Annotated in this window: 14 protein-coding genes and 1 tRNA gene; 4 read left to right on the forward strand and 11 right to left on the reverse strand. The window is 65.8% G+C overall.

Annotated features, from left to right (window positions below; translation table 11 throughout):
* Window positions 1-199 precede the first annotated feature (199 nt).
* The gene (locus ITP53_RS56555) at window positions 200-856 is read right to left on the reverse strand and encodes a hypothetical protein (protein ID WP_207757403.1); all 657 of its coding nucleotides are present in this window, start codon (window positions 854-856) and stop codon (window positions 200-202) included.
* Window positions 857-1,098: 242 nt separating this feature from the next.
* Between ITP53_RS56555 and ITP53_RS46645 the strand changes: the two genes are divergently transcribed.
* Window positions 1,099-1,620, forward strand: a complete 522-nt coding sequence (locus tag ITP53_RS46645; RefSeq protein WP_328818021.1) for an NUDIX hydrolase — start codon at window positions 1,099-1,101, stop codon at window positions 1,618-1,620.
* A 109-nt stretch (window positions 1,621-1,729) separates the two neighbouring features.
* Here the strand turns inward: ITP53_RS46645 and ITP53_RS46650 are convergent, their stop codons facing one another.
* From ITP53_RS46650 to folE, 8 genes are all read right to left on the reverse strand, one after another.
* Window positions 1,730-2,542: a class I SAM-dependent methyltransferase gene (locus ITP53_RS46650; protein WP_195901911.1), complete on the reverse strand. Its 813-nt coding sequence runs from the start codon at window positions 2,540-2,542 to the stop codon at window positions 1,730-1,732.
* A gap of 62 nt (window positions 2,543-2,604) precedes the next feature.
* Window positions 2,605-3,525, reverse strand: a complete 921-nt coding sequence (locus ITP53_RS46655) for a DUF2797 domain-containing protein (protein WP_195901912.1) — start codon at window positions 3,523-3,525, stop codon at window positions 2,605-2,607.
* Between the two features lie 15 nt (window positions 3,526-3,540).
* The gene (locus ITP53_RS46660) at window positions 3,541-4,230 is read right to left on the reverse strand and encodes a dTMP kinase (protein WP_195901913.1); all 690 of its coding nucleotides are present in this window, start codon (window positions 4,228-4,230) and stop codon (window positions 3,541-3,543) included.
* Window positions 4,218-5,237, reverse strand: coding sequence for a nucleoside phosphorylase-I family protein (locus ITP53_RS46665; protein ID WP_195901914.1), 1,020 nt, complete (start codon window positions 5,235-5,237; stop codon window positions 4,218-4,220). The genes ITP53_RS46660 and ITP53_RS46665 overlap by 13 nt, the downstream gene beginning before the upstream one ends.
* Window positions 5,238-5,314: 77 nt before the next feature.
* The gene (locus ITP53_RS46670) at window positions 5,315-6,148 is read right to left on the reverse strand and encodes a hypothetical protein (RefSeq protein WP_195901915.1); all 834 of its coding nucleotides are present in this window, start codon (window positions 6,146-6,148) and stop codon (window positions 5,315-5,317) included.
* On the reverse strand, window positions 6,138-6,941 hold the full coding sequence (locus ITP53_RS46675) for a 7-carboxy-7-deazaguanine synthase QueE (protein ID WP_195901916.1): 804 nt from the start codon (window positions 6,939-6,941) through the stop codon (window positions 6,138-6,140). Before ITP53_RS46675 ends, ITP53_RS46670 begins: the two co-directional genes overlap by 11 nt.
* A gap of 58 nt (window positions 6,942-6,999) precedes the next feature.
* Window positions 7,000-7,371 (reverse strand): 6-pyruvoyl trahydropterin synthase family protein, encoded by a 372-nt coding sequence (locus ITP53_RS46680; RefSeq protein ID WP_195901917.1) that lies wholly within the window; start codon window positions 7,369-7,371, stop codon window positions 7,000-7,002.
* Window positions 7,368-7,994 carry a GTP cyclohydrolase I gene (folE, locus tag ITP53_RS46685; protein WP_328818025.1) on the reverse strand — a complete coding sequence of 209 codons (627 nt, stop codon included), beginning with the start codon at window positions 7,992-7,994 and terminating at the stop codon, window positions 7,368-7,370. The genes ITP53_RS46680 and folE overlap by 4 nt, the downstream gene beginning before the upstream one ends.
* A 174-nt stretch (window positions 7,995-8,168) precedes the next feature.
* Between folE and ITP53_RS46690 the strand changes: the two genes are divergently transcribed.
* Entirely contained in the window at window positions 8,169-9,470 is a 1,302-nt protein-coding gene (locus ITP53_RS46690; protein WP_195901918.1) for a helix-turn-helix transcriptional regulator, read from the forward strand.
* Between the two features lie 16 nt (window positions 9,471-9,486).
* A complete protein-coding gene (locus tag ITP53_RS46695) occupies window positions 9,487-9,855 on the forward strand; it encodes a hypothetical protein (protein WP_236051967.1) in 369 nt (122 codons plus the stop codon).
* A 1,192-nt stretch (window positions 9,856-11,047) separates the two neighbouring features.
* On the opposite strand, the gene ITP53_RS46700 is transcribed toward ITP53_RS46695, so the two are convergent.
* Window positions 11,048-11,497, reverse strand: coding sequence for a hypothetical protein (locus ITP53_RS46700; RefSeq protein ID WP_195901919.1), 450 nt, complete (start codon window positions 11,495-11,497; stop codon window positions 11,048-11,050).
* A gap of 722 nt (window positions 11,498-12,219) precedes the next feature.
* Between ITP53_RS46700 and ITP53_RS46705 the strand changes: the two genes are divergently transcribed.
* Window positions 12,220-13,812, forward strand: a complete 1,593-nt coding sequence (locus ITP53_RS46705) for a tyrosine-type recombinase/integrase (RefSeq protein ID WP_195901920.1) — start codon at window positions 12,220-12,222, stop codon at window positions 13,810-13,812.
* A gap of 428 nt (window positions 13,813-14,240) precedes the next feature.
* Here ITP53_RS46705 and ITP53_RS46710 read toward each other — a convergent pair.
* A tRNA-Ile gene (locus tag ITP53_RS46710) sits at window positions 14,241-14,314 on the reverse strand.
* Between the last annotated feature and the right edge of the window lie 239 nt (window positions 14,315-14,553).

Genomic DNA, 14,553 nt, shown 5'->3' on the forward strand with positions numbered 1-14,553 from the left:
GAATCCAGCGGCGTGATCCGCAGGCCGAGCGCGTCCAGGCCGAGTTCGGACTGGTCCTCGCGCTGCTTGTCGAGCAGTTGCTGGGCGGCGGCGATGCGCTGCTGGAGTGCCGTGATGTCAGGGATCTCGCCTTCCGCGACCTGGAGGGCGTCGCGGATCAAGGGCATCACCGCTTGGCGTGGCGTGGCGCCGTCGGCCATTAGCTCCAGGACGAGGGTGGGTGTCTCGTGGGGGAGTGCCTCGATGTTGTCGGCTTCGAGCACGATCTGGGTGGCGGGGAGCCCGGCGTACTCGGCGGTGACGGTGGCTGCCGCGTCGAGCCAGTGTGCGGCGGCGATGGCGGCCGCGGCGGGGTCGATCTCGGTGAAGAGTGCTTCGGGGCCGAAGGGTTGTCGTGCAGCAGGTTGCTGGCTTGGGCGACTTGGAGCGGGGAGGCGTCTTCGCGGGTGAGGGCGACGGCCTGGCGGGAGCGTTCGGACAGGTTGCCCAGCTCGGCCTGTTCGATGGCGGCCAGTTCGGCGCCGACGTCGAGGGTGACGCGGGTGGTCAGTTCGGCGGCGTTGAGGGTGTGCAGGGCGCGGCCGACCTGGTGGGCGGCTTCTTCGACCCGGATGGAGGACTGGATCATGTAGCCGTCGGCGGGCAGGTTGGGGCTGGTCAAGGCCGTAAGGACGCTGGTGAAGGCGTCGCGTTCTTCCTGCCGGCATTCGCCTTCGGAGTTGGGCCCGTGGCTGTCGGCGGCGCTGGCCGGGTGGGTGTAGCAGCGCCAGCAGATCTCGGAGAGCTGGGTCAGCGCCTGGGCCAGGTTCAGGGCATCGCGGCTGGGGATCCCGGCAGGAAGATCGGCTACGTCCAACGCGGTATCTCCCGACCCGGTGCTTCAGGAGGCGATGAGGATGTTGCGGTGGTGATCGACGGCGTACCGGGTCAAAAACGCTCCTGGCGAATGAGCAAGAACAGTGCTGGGACACGCTCAGCATGGAGCATCAGCGGTCGGTTGAGTACCGAATTCAAGAGGCGCGCCTGATCTTTCGTCCGCCTGCTGTCAAGAACGAGTCCGGCCTGTGACTGTCGGGCCTCGCGAGTACCCTGGGGCGCGTGGATCAGCGTGGGCCTGACCAGTACACCTTGCGGGCAGCCGTGATGGACGCCCGCAGGGCAGAAACCGAATTCGACAACGCATGCGCCTGGCTGGAGGCGGCGATGAAGGGTCCGATGGACCCGCTCGCAGCCGAGGTATGGGTCTTCGATGAAGCCTTCCAGCATGTGCTGCTGGTCAAGCATCGCTGGCGCGGGTGGGTACCGCCGGGCGGACGAGTCGAGCCTGGCGAGAGCCCGCGAGTTGCCGCCCATCGTGAGCTGCTCGAGGAGACCGGGATCTCCGCTGATCTGTTGGAAGCTCCGGCGGCCGTGACGGTGCGCTCCTATCGCCGGGATTGGAGCGTCACGCTTGGTCTGTCCTATGGAGCCATCGTGGCTCGGTCACTGCAGGTGACAGAGGAGAGTGATCAACCTGTCGCATGGGTTCCTCTCTCACAGGACTGGGAGGGTGCCTTTCCTGAGGATCGGCCACGCATCCGCCAGTACGCGAGACAACTGTCCGAGCGGACGGGTGCGTAGCGAAGGGACCGCGGTTTCCACCGGTCACAGGCACAGTGGGGTGTCGAGGGGCATGCTCCTGAGGAGCACGACGGTCCCATGACAGATGCCGCTGGAAGAGAATCCCTTGTCAGGCTTGGGCAGTGACGATGAGCCATCGTGTTGTGACTGGCCGCGTCTTATCGACCTGCGCGTAGGCTTTTCGCAGGATTTCCATGCGCTGGGTGTGGGTGAGCTGGCCGGGTGGTCGGGCGAAGAGCGGGATCGAGAGCCACGCGCGCTTCTCCTCCAGGGTGCCGGTGCGCGTGAGGACGTCCGTGGTGACGGTGGCGAATCCGGCAGCCTTCAGCTGTTTCCGCAGGATGGCCGCCGTAAGGGACGGTCGGCGTCTCTGCTGGGGTGGTACGTAGCCGTAGTCCGCTACTGCGATGGCGGTGATCAGGTCGTTGAGGGAGGCTGTGGCGTGCGGTTCTCGGTCGGTGAGGCCGGCGAATCGGCCGCCGACGTTGAACACGAACCGCCCGCCCGGCCGCAGCACGCGTTGTACCGCGACGAAGACAGCGGTGGTGTTGGTCTTCCAGATCGCTGAGTTACAGATCACGGCGTCGGCCGGCGCGGAGGCGTGCTTGGCAAGGTCTTCCGCTTTGGCGGTGATCCAGGTGATGCGGGGCGTGCCGCGGTGGCGACGCCCTACCGCCTGCATGGCGGGGGCGCTATCGATGGAGATCACGTGGCCGTGTGGCGGGAGGCTCTCGAGGAGGACGGTTGCGGTGGCGCCTGTTCCGCCACACAGGTCGATGACGAGTTGCTTGTCGGTGAGATCGGCGCGAGCGGCCAGGTCTCGGCTGGAGTCGGTGTAGAAGGTGCGCTCGCGGGTGAAGCGATCGTAGAGTTCCGCGTTGTGTTCGTCGTCCCAGCCGGTGAGGGCATCTGGGCGTTGCATCGGTTTTCGTCCTCGTAGGTCGTCATGGGCTGGTGTGGGTGCATCGCGAGCTGCGGTCGTGGTCAGAAGAGTGATCTTTGGACGGTGGTCGGTGGTGAGGTGTAGTTGCCGATCACTACGCGGTGCCCTTTGAGCGCGTTGAGGTCGAGGACGTAGAGGATGTCGTCGCCGGCTGACAGCCGTGCCAGGGCGTGCGGCCCGGAGCAGGCTTCGACGCTGAAGCCGTGCTCGCCGGTGCGCAGGTCATGGGGGTAGAGGGTTCGTTCTGGTGAGCGTTGAGGGTCGCGGAGGGCATGGCTTTCGGCCGATGGCGTCCATGCCTCGCGTTCGGAAGCCATCGCGAGGGCGGCCAGCGTGGTGATCGCCTGGTCGACAGCCTTCTCATGTGCGTCCTCGACGTGGCCGGGATCGAAGGAGATCAGCGCCGCGAGTTTCGCCGTGGTACGGATCGCCTGGGTGAGGCCGAGTTCACGGCTGAGGGCGTCTTCCAGGTGGCGTACAGCGCGCCCGTCCGGTGCTTGGGCGAGGTAGGTGGCGCGTATCGGGCCTTGCTCGTCCAGCCGGGACTTGCGGCGGGAGGCCGCCGCCGTTCCGACCTTGCTGACCGCGTTGGCGAAGGTGGCGATGTAAAGCCAGTGGGGTTGAGTCATGTAGGCGGCGAGGGCTGGTGGGGTGTGGCCGCCCTGGTGGATCTGGTGTGCGAAGCGGAAGTCGTCTCGCTCCAGGCAGGCGGCGCATTGGCCGCCGCGCTCGGCGGCGGCCTGCTGCGGGCAGCACAGGGGCCCGACACGGAAGGTGTCGGTGAAGGCGTAGCGGCCGGTGCAGTAGCGGGCCGCGTCGACCACCTTCAGTCCCAGGTGCCGCCCGACGATCTCGATCTGTCCGAGGGTGCCGGTCGTGGTGTCCGCCAGGAGAAGGGTGGGCCGGCCGGTGGCCCAGGTGATGCCGTGCCACAGGTACCGCTGGTCGGGTTTGAGATGCATGCTGGGCTTCCTGGTTCAGGGGATCTGGATGTCGAGGCGTTCGGACAGTAGCGAGATCGTCTCGCACAGGACGGCGTCTGCGTCCTTACGAGTGACGTCCATGGACACCCAGGTCGCATCGGTTGCCTGCCGGTGTAGTTCCTCGGTGACATGCGTTTGGTAGGAGATGAAGGCCTTGCTGGTGGAGCCGGTGCGGCCTGCCTCCAGGGCGGTGAAGTCGCCGTTACGTCGGCGTAGGGCCTCATCGGCACTGATGCGAAGGAACAGGATGAGGTCGGGCGGGGTGAGGTGGGCGAAGAGCTGGCGGGCCAGGTCGGTGGGGACGTCGGGACAGACGGCGTAGCGGGCCAGGATCTTGTGGTGGGCGTTGTCGAGGATGACGTGAACCCCGGCGCGCAGGGCCGGCTGGATGACCAGCCGGTCCTGGAGGGCGTACCAGGCGGCCAGGGCGAAGAGCCAGTAGTGGTTGCCGCAAGCAGCGCCCACAGTCGGGTCGCGACGGTAGACGACCGTGTTGACGCTGTCTACGTAGGCGGACAACTCGGCGCTCATGGCGACCTCGGTGGTGTGCTTGCCGACAAGGATCGCATTCTCGTTGGCGTCCTTGAGCGCCGTGTGGAGGGCGGCGGCCAGCGTTGATTTGCCGGCGCCGTCGATGCCGGTCACTGTGATGAGCTTGCCGGGTGCGCCGGTCAGGATGTGCACGCGTTGGTTCCTTCGCTGGTCTGTGTTGTGGGGATGCTCCGTAGCCGGAGCCGGATGATCTCGTGGATGCGGTCGAGGAGAACGGCCCGCTGTTCGATGACGGTGGGGAGTCGTTCGTTGGACAGGTCGGCGGGATAGGGGCGGGCCAGGTTGTTGGAGATGACGTGGAGGAAGCCGAACTCGATGCCGGCGGTGTGGGCGGCGCGTCCCATGTGGCCGATCTCCGGGTCGACGAAGTTGTGGCCGTGCTGGCGGGTCAGCCAGTTGGTGTCCTCGAACAGGATGGAGGGTGAGGTGACGTGGGTGCCGGAGCGGATGTCCGGTAGGCGTGCGGCGAGGTCGCCGAAGAAGTCCCGCCAGCTCACGCGGCCGTCGGGCAGGACGCTGGTGTGGCCGGTGGCCAGGCAGGTGTTCGGGGCGATGTGCGGGTCGAGAGAGCCGACCTTGCCGACGTAGACGACGCGGCGGGCGCCCAGTGCGGCCAGGCGGGCTACGACGCGGCCGGCCACATCGCCCCAGATGCTGTGCAGGTAGCCGAGGTAGAGCACGCGCCGTCCGTCCACGTCGGTGCGCTGCCAGGCGTGGCCGGGGCCGTGGGTCCAGGCGGTGGCGTTGGCGAACCGTTCGAGGCCCCAGCCGACGACGATGAGGTCGTCTGCCGAGGTGTTGATGTCCAGCCGGTCGACGGCGGCTCGGCAGGTGTGTTCGGAGGGGAGCGTGTAGTCGACTTGGCCGCGGTAGCGGCCGACCATGTTCAGGTAGGTCGCGATGATGAGGGCGTAGTGGCGGACGTAGTCCACGCCGGGGAAGCACTTGATGATCAGGTGGTTGGCCTGGACTTGGGCGGTGGGGCGTTGCCAGTTGAACAGCTTGTCGTTCTTTTCATGGGCTGAGATCAGGCAGTGGCGGTCGTAGCCGGCGACGACCGAGATGCGGGTCCAGTCGTAGTCCTGGATCAGGTGATGGACCTTGATCTTCAGGTAGCGCAGCAGGCTCGCGCTGCTCATGGTGTGTCGGTAGAAGTCGATGGGTGAGGCGCCGAGAGCCCTTTGCTCGGACGCGTGATCGGTGAGTGGTGGGCTCGTCATGCGGGCGTCCGGATCTCGATGGGGCAGCCGGCGGCGTACCGGACGGCCTTGATGTTGTCCCTGATCAGGGAGAACCGGTCCGGTTCGATGTGTTGCACGGTCTCGACGCGCGGGGTCGAGAGCTTCTCGTAGGGTCCGTCGGGCATCATTCGGATGCCCATGGCGCCGAGCAGGACCGGCGCGGCGGCGTCGACCGAGCTGATCCATTCGTGCCGGCGTTGTTCGAAGAGCTCCAGATGACCGGTCCGGCCCAATCCCAGCAGCCGGTAGATCCGGTCGGTGTCGACCATGCCATGGGCTTCGAGGTGCTCTGTTGCGGCGACGCGGTTCTTGGACAACGCGCGGCTTGGCTCCTTGTCGCGGGAGGCGGGGAAGGCGATCGCGCCGACGTAGTCGCGGGTGGTGAAGTGGTCATAGCAGCGGTGCCAGTCCTCGTCATTGGCGGCCTGAACGACGGCGCACAGCCGGAACTCTTCGCTCATGTCGAGAATCTGTGCTGCCGCCAGGTCGCTGGCCCGCATGGTGGCGGAAGCGTCACCGATGACATCGGGCAGGATGATCTCTTCGGCGTTCACCGCTCGGGCGGCTCGGACGAGCTCGCACGGGCTGAGCGACTGGCCGAGGTCGAAGACGCCGTTGTCGAGGATGATCGTGGCGCCGCGGCGTTCCTCTTCGAGGAAGAACGCCCGGTCGGCCGGATCGAGCAGGACGCGCTGGGCCGCCACGTGGTGGATCGTGGCGGGCGTCTGAGCGACGAACTCCCGCAGATAGGCGGCGGGAGCGATGACGGAGAAGCTGATGCCATGCGACGGGGTTCGGCTACCTGGCACGCTGACCGCCCCAGATCAGCACGTGCTCACGGGTGGTCAAGTTCCAGCCGTGCTCGAGCGCGGGGGCCGCGGCCATGCGCATCTGTTCCACCACACGCTCGGGGGTGGTGCCCTCGGGGCTCAGCCAGATCTCGGTGAGCCCGAACTGCGCCTGGAGTTCGGCGATTTCCACCAGGTCGTCGAGAGTGCTGACGACGAACTTCCATCTGGCTCGGCCGCTCGCTTCGATTTCCATGATGGCGTCCGGTTTGATGCGCTTCTTGCGCGGCACCGCGGAGCTGGCGAGTTTGAGGCCGGCGTTGAAGGCCACGCCTGCGGCGACCAGGTCGGGGCCAGGCTTGATCGTCGCATTCGTCTCGATCTCGACGCACCGGTCGGTTAGCCGAGCCTGGTGAGCGAGATGCAGGACGGCGTCCTTGTGGAGGAGCGGTTCCCCGCCGGTGACGACGATCAGGTCGACCTGGGCGAGGGACGGGTCGGCCGTGGTGGGGTCGAGTTGGAGCAGCTCGTCCCAGATCTCCTGCGGTGTCAGATGCCATACACCTGCGGAGAGGTCGTGCTTGGTGCTGTTCCAGGTGTATTCGGTGTCGCACAGCGTCGAGCCTTGCGCCGGAGTGTCATGACTGGTCGGAACCTCGGCATAGCCGCAGGTCAGGTTGCAGCCTAGGAAGCGGACGAAGAGGGCGCGACGGCCGAGACTCACCCCTTCGCCCTGGAAGGAGTAGAACAGTTCGGCGATCGGGGCGGGCCGCTGTCCGGTCGGGATGGCGACCGGCAGCAGGTCGGCAGACATAGGGGGTTCCTCTCGGTGGGCTCGAGACGCGGATCACGTGTCTGGGGAAGGTCCTCGATCAGGGTCGGTACTCGGCCCAGGTGGCGGACGTTTCGCTCACCCGGACCGCTTCGAGAGCTGCGGTCGTAGGCAGGGGGAGGTTCCTGGTGCACCACTCGAACAGGCATCGAGCGAGGTTCTCGCTGGTCGGCTCCTGGTCGAGACTGGCGTTGAGCGCTTGGTGGTCGAAGTGCTCAGCCAGATGCTGCTTGACCGGAGCGAGGTCGGCGAAGTCGGCGACAAAGCCGGGACCGGTCAGCTCGGTGGCCGTCAACACCACCTCGACGGTGTAAGAGTGGCCATGCAGACGGCCGCACTTGTGTCCCTCGGGCAGACCGGTCAGCTGGTGGGCGGCCTCGAAGGTGAACCGCTTGCCGATGCGGAACGTCATGCGGCTCTCCGCGTCTGCGGTGCGGCAAGGTGGAGGAATTCGGCGCGGGCGACGGGATCGTCACGGAGATCGCCCCGGCAGGCGATGGTGACTGTGTCAGAGCCCTGAGCACGTACTCCGCGTCGCGTCATGCACAGATGCTCGGCTGCCAGGATGACGCCTACGCCGCGGCATTCCAGTCGCTCTTCCAGGAAACTCGCGATTTGCTGCCCGAGCTCCTCCTGGACCTGCATCCGCGCTGCGAACGCTTCTACGGTCCGCGCCAGCTTCGACAGACCGGCGATCCGCTGGCCGGGAAGCACCCCAACGTGCGCGACCCCCGAAAACGGGAGCAGGTGGTGCGCACACAGTGAGGTGAACGGCACGTCGCGAGCCAGCACCAGCTCGTGCTGCCCTTCCCGGTTGGGGAAGGTGGTGAACTCCCACGCCGGGCAGCTGAGCATTTCCGCCAGCCCTGCCACCATCCGGGCCGGGGTTCGGGCGGCGGTCTCGCTGTCGCTACTCACGCCGATGGCTGCGAGAAGATCGGCGGCGGCTTGTACGGCTGCATTGACGTCGATGCCTGGCGATCCCGGGAAGAAGTCCGCGGACAGGCGATTGCTTTCGGGGTGTGCGATGAGCACTTTGATGTCCTCCGATCGAAGTCCCAGCGAGCACCACCAAGCCAACCGCGCCGCAAAGCACCAGGCCACGGCATCAGCGACGCATCAATGCGGCACCTTTGCGGCATCGCAGCCAGTGATCGCGCAGGTGCCGTACGCTGCCAGTGACGGAAATCACGCGGGCGGAGGTGCGCCGTGGCCGGCAAACGCAGGCGCCTTGCCGAACGAAGGAAGGCGCTCGGCTACAGCCAGGAATTCTTCGCCGACCAGCTCGGCATCGACCGAACCACGGCGGGACGGTGGGAGCTCGGCAAGACCGAGCCTTGCCCGTACATCCGGCCCAAGATCTGCGATCTGCTGAAGGTCAGCCCAGGCGAGTTGGATGACCTCCTCGTCCTTCGTGAAGAATCCGAGAAGACCACACCCACCATCTCAACGCCGGTCATCATCGGTCAGATGGTGACTGAAGGCCAGCCGACGGGTGAAGGTGACGACATGTACCGTCGTGAACTTCTCCGCCTGCTGAGCATCGCGGGCACACTCATTTTGCTCTCCTCACCGGCCAACGCCGACGTTCAGGATTGGGCCGGCCAATCCGACGAGGCTGACGACATCGAACAGCATGCGCTGCTCAGCAGCCACCTCTGGCAGGTCTTCGCCTTGTCCAAATCGAAGCGCCTGGTCTACCCGCTGGTCCATGACCAGCTCAAGCTGCTGGTCAAGCACATGAACCAGGTCCATTCAGCGCGAGCGCGCCATCAACTGTGCATTGTGGCCTGCGACCTCTTCCAACTCGCGGGAGAGATCTGCTTCGACAGCAACCGCTATACCGACGCCGCCTACTGCTACACCATGGCCGTGAACGCCGGTCGCGAAGCTCGCTGCTATGACCGCTGGGCCTGCGCTCTCACCCGTCAGGCGTTCGTCAACCTGTACGACCATGAGTATCCCTACGCCACCGCGGTGCTGTCTGCGGCCGCCCGTGTAGCGAAGCAGGGCGACAGTCAGCTGTCCACGCGGCATTGGGTCGCCGCCGTACAGGCCGAGGCCTATGCGGGAGAGGGCGACCGGACGGCTTGCGAACGCGCCCTGGGCCTTGCGGATGAAGTTCTCGATCTCGCTGGCTCCGTCAGCCCTGGAGGTTGGCTCCGCTTCGACGGCTCCCGGATGGCGGATCAACGCGGTATCTGCTATCTCACCCTAGGCCGGACCGACCTGGCGGAAGCGTCACTCATCGCCGCACTCAGCCAGGCCACCTCGCTCCGGCGCCGGGGCAGCCTCCTGACCGACCTGGCCGCCATCGGTCTTCAGCGCCGCGACCTGGACCTGTTTCTGCACTACGCCGGTGACGCCGTGGATCTGGCCGAGCAGACCCAATCCGCGGGTTACGTGGGCAGGAAACTGCACGACGTCAGAAAGCAACTCCAGCCCCTTCTGTCGGACCGTCGGGTGGTTCAGCTTAACGATCGAATCACCCGTCTGTCGGCTTCCGCCTAACATCGAGAGGACCATTATGCAGACCGCGATGGATAAGCAGGGCCGTACTTTTCGCGAGGCATGGATCGCGGGAGTGAACAAGCATTACCCGGGCGAACCCAAGCCCTCCTACGTCACCCCGTGGGAGGAAATCCCTGAATGGGAACGCCAGGCAGCCGCCGCTGTCTACGCTCAAGTGCGTGCCTTCGTTGAGGTCAGCGCCGGCAACACTGCCAAGCTGACACGCGAGCAGAAAGGCCGATTCGTTGCGCTGTGCTGGATTGCTCAAATCCACAAGCACATCGATGACCCCAAGCCGTCCTACGTAGCCGACTGGGACGACCTTCCCGAATGGCAGCGAGAGACCGACGCCGACATCTTCGAACACATCGAAAAGGACGCGTAGCTAACAAGCTTAGGATTCTGCCGTGTTTTGCCGATCTTGCAGTCGGCAACGGCATAGCTCACGTGTGTCGCGCCGTTGCATTCCGGAAGGATTCAGGTGTGTACCGCAGGAACTACCACCACGGACGCTGATCGAGCGCCTCGGCAGTTCTTCTGGACCGTCGAGGCGTCACCCATGGGCGCCCGTAACCGGCGGACGTGGCGATTCCGCCCCGCCTCGTGCTTTCGGTGGTTTCAAGCGCCCAGATTGGTGCGCGGATGAGGGTGGATTTCCGTACTGGAAATAGGGATAGCGTTCCCCTGCGCGGTTAAGATCGCTACCCCACCCGGAGGTCGTTTTAGCAGGTCACAGCGTTTTCGGACATGGTGTTGCGCGGCCCGACTCGTCTAAAGACGAGTTCCCTGAATATGTGTGCGGGTTGGTTGGCGGGTTGCTGGCTGCCTTCTTGGCGTGGTTCCCGTGGTGGATTGCTCACCTGCTCGTCGTGCTGGTGCACGAGCTTTGCTCGTACCGCAGTGGCCGCTGTCGTCGCCGCCTGAGGCATGTCCGGCGTGATGCGGGAGCTTGACACCTGGGGTCCAGGTGGGTGCCGATACCGGTCCGGTTCTGTTCGGCTGTCCAGCGTCAGGGTGGCCGGGGCGGGAATGGGGGGACGCTTTTGGCAGGGCAAAGTGAACCCGCGGCCTGAGACGGGGGAGATGGCCGTCGAGCCTGCTGGGGGTGTCGCGTTCGCTGTTGTGGGTTCATGGGTGGGGCGTTGTCCGGTGTTGTGTCCGGTGTCGCGTTTTGTTGTTTTTTCGGGGTTGCGGCTGAGAGCACCTCACTCTGTGGTGTGCCGTTTGCTCAGGTGGGGCGGGTTTGGTCTGTTGCGATGGCCGCGCCGAATCGCCTTGAGGCGACTCGGTGAATTTGTGTGCGGGCAGGTTGGCGTGTCGGGTGTTCTGTTTCTAGCCCGGTGTGGTTCGTGTGGTTCCCAGCGTCTGCTACGTTCCGACTTGTCTGGCTGATGCTGGTGCCGCCGCCCGGCGTATTTGCTTACATTTCCGATGATCCCCGTCCCGGAGCCCGCGCCGTGCGTCGGACTGCAGGACGATGGGGGCGGACTATGAGAGCCACGGCCGATCGTCTCGCCTGTCTTCGAGGATGGGCCGATCAAGGGTGAGGACTACTCCAGGTTGCCGTGAATGAGAGGCTAGTCGGGAGCGTCTTTAGGGGGCTCAGAAGGTCGCCGTTTCCTTCTCGCGGCTTCAACCCACTCGGCGAACTTTGCCCACTGTCGCTCTGTACGGATGTCTGGTTCTGCTTCCACCCATGGCCCCCGGCTGAGGATTCCCAATGCGCCGAGTTCCTCGGCTCGTTCGGCGAGTTCTTCGGCGGCTTGCTTCCTTGCGTGAGGGTCGAGTTCCGTCGCTGCTCGTTCCACGAGAGATTGAATGTCGTCGCGGGCCTGCTGTTCGGCCACTTTCAGGTGAATCTCAAGCCCGCCGGGAAGCATGATCTGTTCCAGCCGGTCAATGAGTCGGGCAACGGCATCCTTGTGGCGTCGCATCACTAGCCACACTGCGACGGCAAAAGCCGCAGGCCAAGCGACAGCTCCTACCAAGCCTGCGACCGCTTCGATCAACTTCGCCCAGTCTGCCATGGCCTGAGCATCGCGGCGCTAACAGTCGTGCGGAAGGCCAGTGCCCAGACCGTGACCAACCAGGCGCCGCCACTGCGGAGCGGATTCCGATGTCGGTTTGACCAAAGGTTGACCTATCGCGCTGTCCTAACTCGGCCTTTCCGGCCGGTATTTCAATAAGTGACAGGGATGAGTTCACCCGCCAGATCGGAGCGTCTGATGGTGACCGTACAGTCCAGCCACTTCGCCGAATCTCGATGCTGTGCCCGTCGCGCCAGCTGAGGCCGCCGCCATGCGATCAGCGCGGAGCCTTCTGGGTGAGGTCGGCGTTGTCCGGCCGAGGCATGCAACCGGATGCCCGGGCTCGGCCGGAGCGTGCGCCGGGGCAATGTGACCAGCGGATATCGCTTGACATGGGTGGTGGAGGTGGGCGTCGATACCGACCGCCCCGGGTCAGCCGGTGGGCCCAGAACGTCCCCGCTGCGGCCCCATGACGGGCCTGTGCGGGCCGACCGGGCCGCCCTTCGGTCCGGGGCACGGCAATCCCCACTCCGGGCCGCCGGGCGGCGGCGTGCGCGGTGATGGGCCGGGTACGCGATGCCGCCCGTGGCGTCGTGCACGGGTCACATCAGCGCCGACAGCGCTCGGCGGGAGCGCGGGGATGGGGGAGCGCCGCAGGAAGCGCGACGCCGAGCGGTCGGCGACGCGAGGTCAGTGAACAAGGGAAAGGCGCGACAGCGACGATGAACGGAACCACCTTCAAGACGTGTTCCTGTCGGGACGAGGCGACCGGTAGGAAACTGGGCAAGGCCTGTCCGAAGCTGCGCCGCCCGGGCAGAGGGGAATGGTGGAGCAGTACTCATGGCCGCTGGGCCTACCAGCTGGAGTTGCCCGCGCACGCCGACGGGCGGCGGCGTAACCCGCTGCGGCGGCGCGGCTTCGCAACCTTGGAGGAGGTCGAGGCCGAACTGGAGCACGCCCGCGCCCTGCTGGCGCTGGATGAGGACCCGCACATCCAGCGGAAGATCACCGAGCTGATGCTGTCCATGCTCAAGGACAGCAAGACCCTTCCTGCAGTGGAGGAAGTCCGGCGCAAGGTCCGCACCCGCCAAGACCTTAACCCCACCGTCACGGTCGCCGAATGGATGCAGGAGTTTCTGCGGCGTAAGCGGAAGATCGATGCCACCACCCGCCGCTCGTATGAGGCGCACATCCGGCTGTACTTCCACCCCTACCTGGGTGACATTCGGCTGGATCGGCTGCGGGTGTCCGATGTGGCGGGGATGTTCGATGCGATCGAGGAGTTCAACGACGTCATCGCCACCGAACGCGGCAGCGGCGACCCGGCCCGGGTGGCATCGGTCCGCTACCGGCGGCCGGTCGGCCCGGCCACCATGCACCGCATCCGCGCCACCCTGCGGCACGCGCTGAACATCGCGATCAAGCAGGACCGGCTGATCGACTTCAACCCGGCCGCGGTGGTCGAACTCCCCGACGCCGAACGCCCTAAGGCGCTGGTGTGGACCGATGAGCGGGTCGCCGACTGGAACCGCGACCTGCACGACCGGCTCGAGGTCGAGCAGCAGCGGCGCGGGGCCCGGCTCAGCCGCCCCGGCATGATAAACGTGTATGCGTCCGTGCCGAGGCCGTCGCCGGTGATGGTCTGGACGCCCTCGCACACCTACACCTTCCTTGCCCAGGCGGCCACCCACCGGCTGTTCGCGTTGTATCGGTTGATCGCCCTGCGCGGGCTGCGCCGGGGTGAGGCGGTCGGGCTGCGCTGGAAGGACGTCGACCTGAACGCCGGGACGGCCGGGGTGCACTGGCAGATCACCCAGCTGGGCTGGGAGCCGGTGCAGGGCAGGCCGAAGACCGACGCTAGCGATCGCACCATCGCCCTGGATGAAGACACCGTCACCGCGTTGCGCGGGCACCGCAAGCGGCAAGCCGCGGAACGCCTGGCCGCAGGCGAGGCCTGGACCAACAGCGGTTTCGTCTTCACCGACGAGATCGGCCGGCCGCTGCACCCGCAGCAGGTCAGCGACCACTTCTACCAACTGGCCTTCCAAGTGGGGCTGCCACCGGTACGGCTCCATGACCTCCGCCATGGCGCCGCCTCGCTCATGCTGGCCGCCGGGGTCGATCTGAAGGTCGTGCAGGAGACCCTCGGTCACGTCTCCTCCACCTTCACCCGCGACACCTATACCAGCGTCTACCCCGAGGTGGCACGCGCCGCCGCGGAATCCACCGCCGCTCTCGTCAACACCGCAGCCGCAGGCGCTCAGACAGCCCGGCTGATCACCCTGCCGAACCACACTGGCACGACCACTACCTGAGCCACTCAACCCAGGCGGGCCCGCCGATTCTCCGGTGGGCCTGCCTGTTTGTTCTCAGCGGCTGTGTGGCAGACGGTGCAGCCGATCGATCCCCGGCCTGCACGGTGAAACAGGGCAGAGAGGATCGCTGCGAGAAGCAGCGGATCTTTATCTGCTGGTCAGAAATGCCTCGTAAGCAAGACGAGGCGGCTTGGACGAGACTTGACCGCACATGAGGCCATCACTGACCGGCGGCGTCGTGCAGACCTTCTGGCCTGATCTTCGGATGGTGATCTTTGGGGCCTGAACTGACGATGGCGGTCTAAATGATCTACCGCCGTACACGGTCCGTACACAAGAGCAACCACCGAGCAACCAGCCATGATCAACAACGTGATCCGAGGCCGACGAGAACCGAGAAACCCCAGGTCGAACGCGGTGTTGGAGAGTAGGGCGGGTGGGACTTGAACCCACGACCCACGGATTATGAGTCCGATGCTCTAACCGGCTGAGCTACCGCCCCTGGATTGAGTTGTGTTGACGTGCGGTGGGGAGTTGAGCGGATCATGCTGAGCCCCGCGCATGCTAAGGCTAGAGCATCGGATCCGGTTGTGGCGCCCCGCCGGACGGGAGACGAGTCTCCGCGGACATCATTCCACGCCCGGCAGCGTTGTTGGAGCCTCAGTCGATCATAATCGGGTCTCGCTTCGTGATGGTTGCGGCGGGTCTGGCGCGCGGGCGGGGGAGGGAAATGAGGGGTGG

It is taken from the genome of Nonomuraea cypriaca (assembly GCF_015645445.1).
In the GTDB taxonomy this organism is placed as follows: domain Bacteria; phylum Actinomycetota; class Actinomycetes; order Streptosporangiales; family Streptosporangiaceae; genus Nonomuraea; species Nonomuraea cypriaca.

Bases quoted from the DNA above. Each gene is read 5' to 3' on its own strand.
- ITP53_RS46655 (WP_195901912.1), bottom strand. From the start codon at position 3,525: ATGCATCTCAAACCCGACCAGCGGTACCTGTGGCACGGCATCACCTGG.
- ITP53_RS46705 (WP_195901920.1), top strand. From the start codon at position 12,220: ATGAACGGAACCACCTTCAAGACGTGTTCCTGTCGGGACGAGGCGACC.
- ITP53_RS46650 (WP_195901911.1), bottom strand. From the start codon at position 2,542: ATGCAACGCCCAGATGCCCTCACCGGCTGGGACGACGAACACAACGCG.
- ITP53_RS46680 (WP_195901917.1), bottom strand. From the start codon at position 7,371: ATGACGTTCCGCATCGGCAAGCGGTTCACCTTCGAGGCCGCCCACCAG.
- ITP53_RS46675 (WP_195901916.1), bottom strand. From the start codon at position 6,941: ATGTCTGCCGACCTGCTGCCGGTCGCCATCCCGACCGGACAGCGGCCC.
- ITP53_RS46665 (WP_195901914.1), bottom strand. From the start codon at position 5,237: ATGAGCAGCGCGAGCCTGCTGCGCTACCTGAAGATCAAGGTCCATCAC.
- ITP53_RS46695 (WP_236051967.1), top strand. From the start codon at position 9,487: ATGCAGACCGCGATGGATAAGCAGGGCCGTACTTTTCGCGAGGCATGG.
- ITP53_RS46700 (WP_195901919.1), bottom strand. From the start codon at position 11,497: ATGGCAGACTGGGCGAAGTTGATCGAAGCGGTCGCAGGCTTGGTAGGA.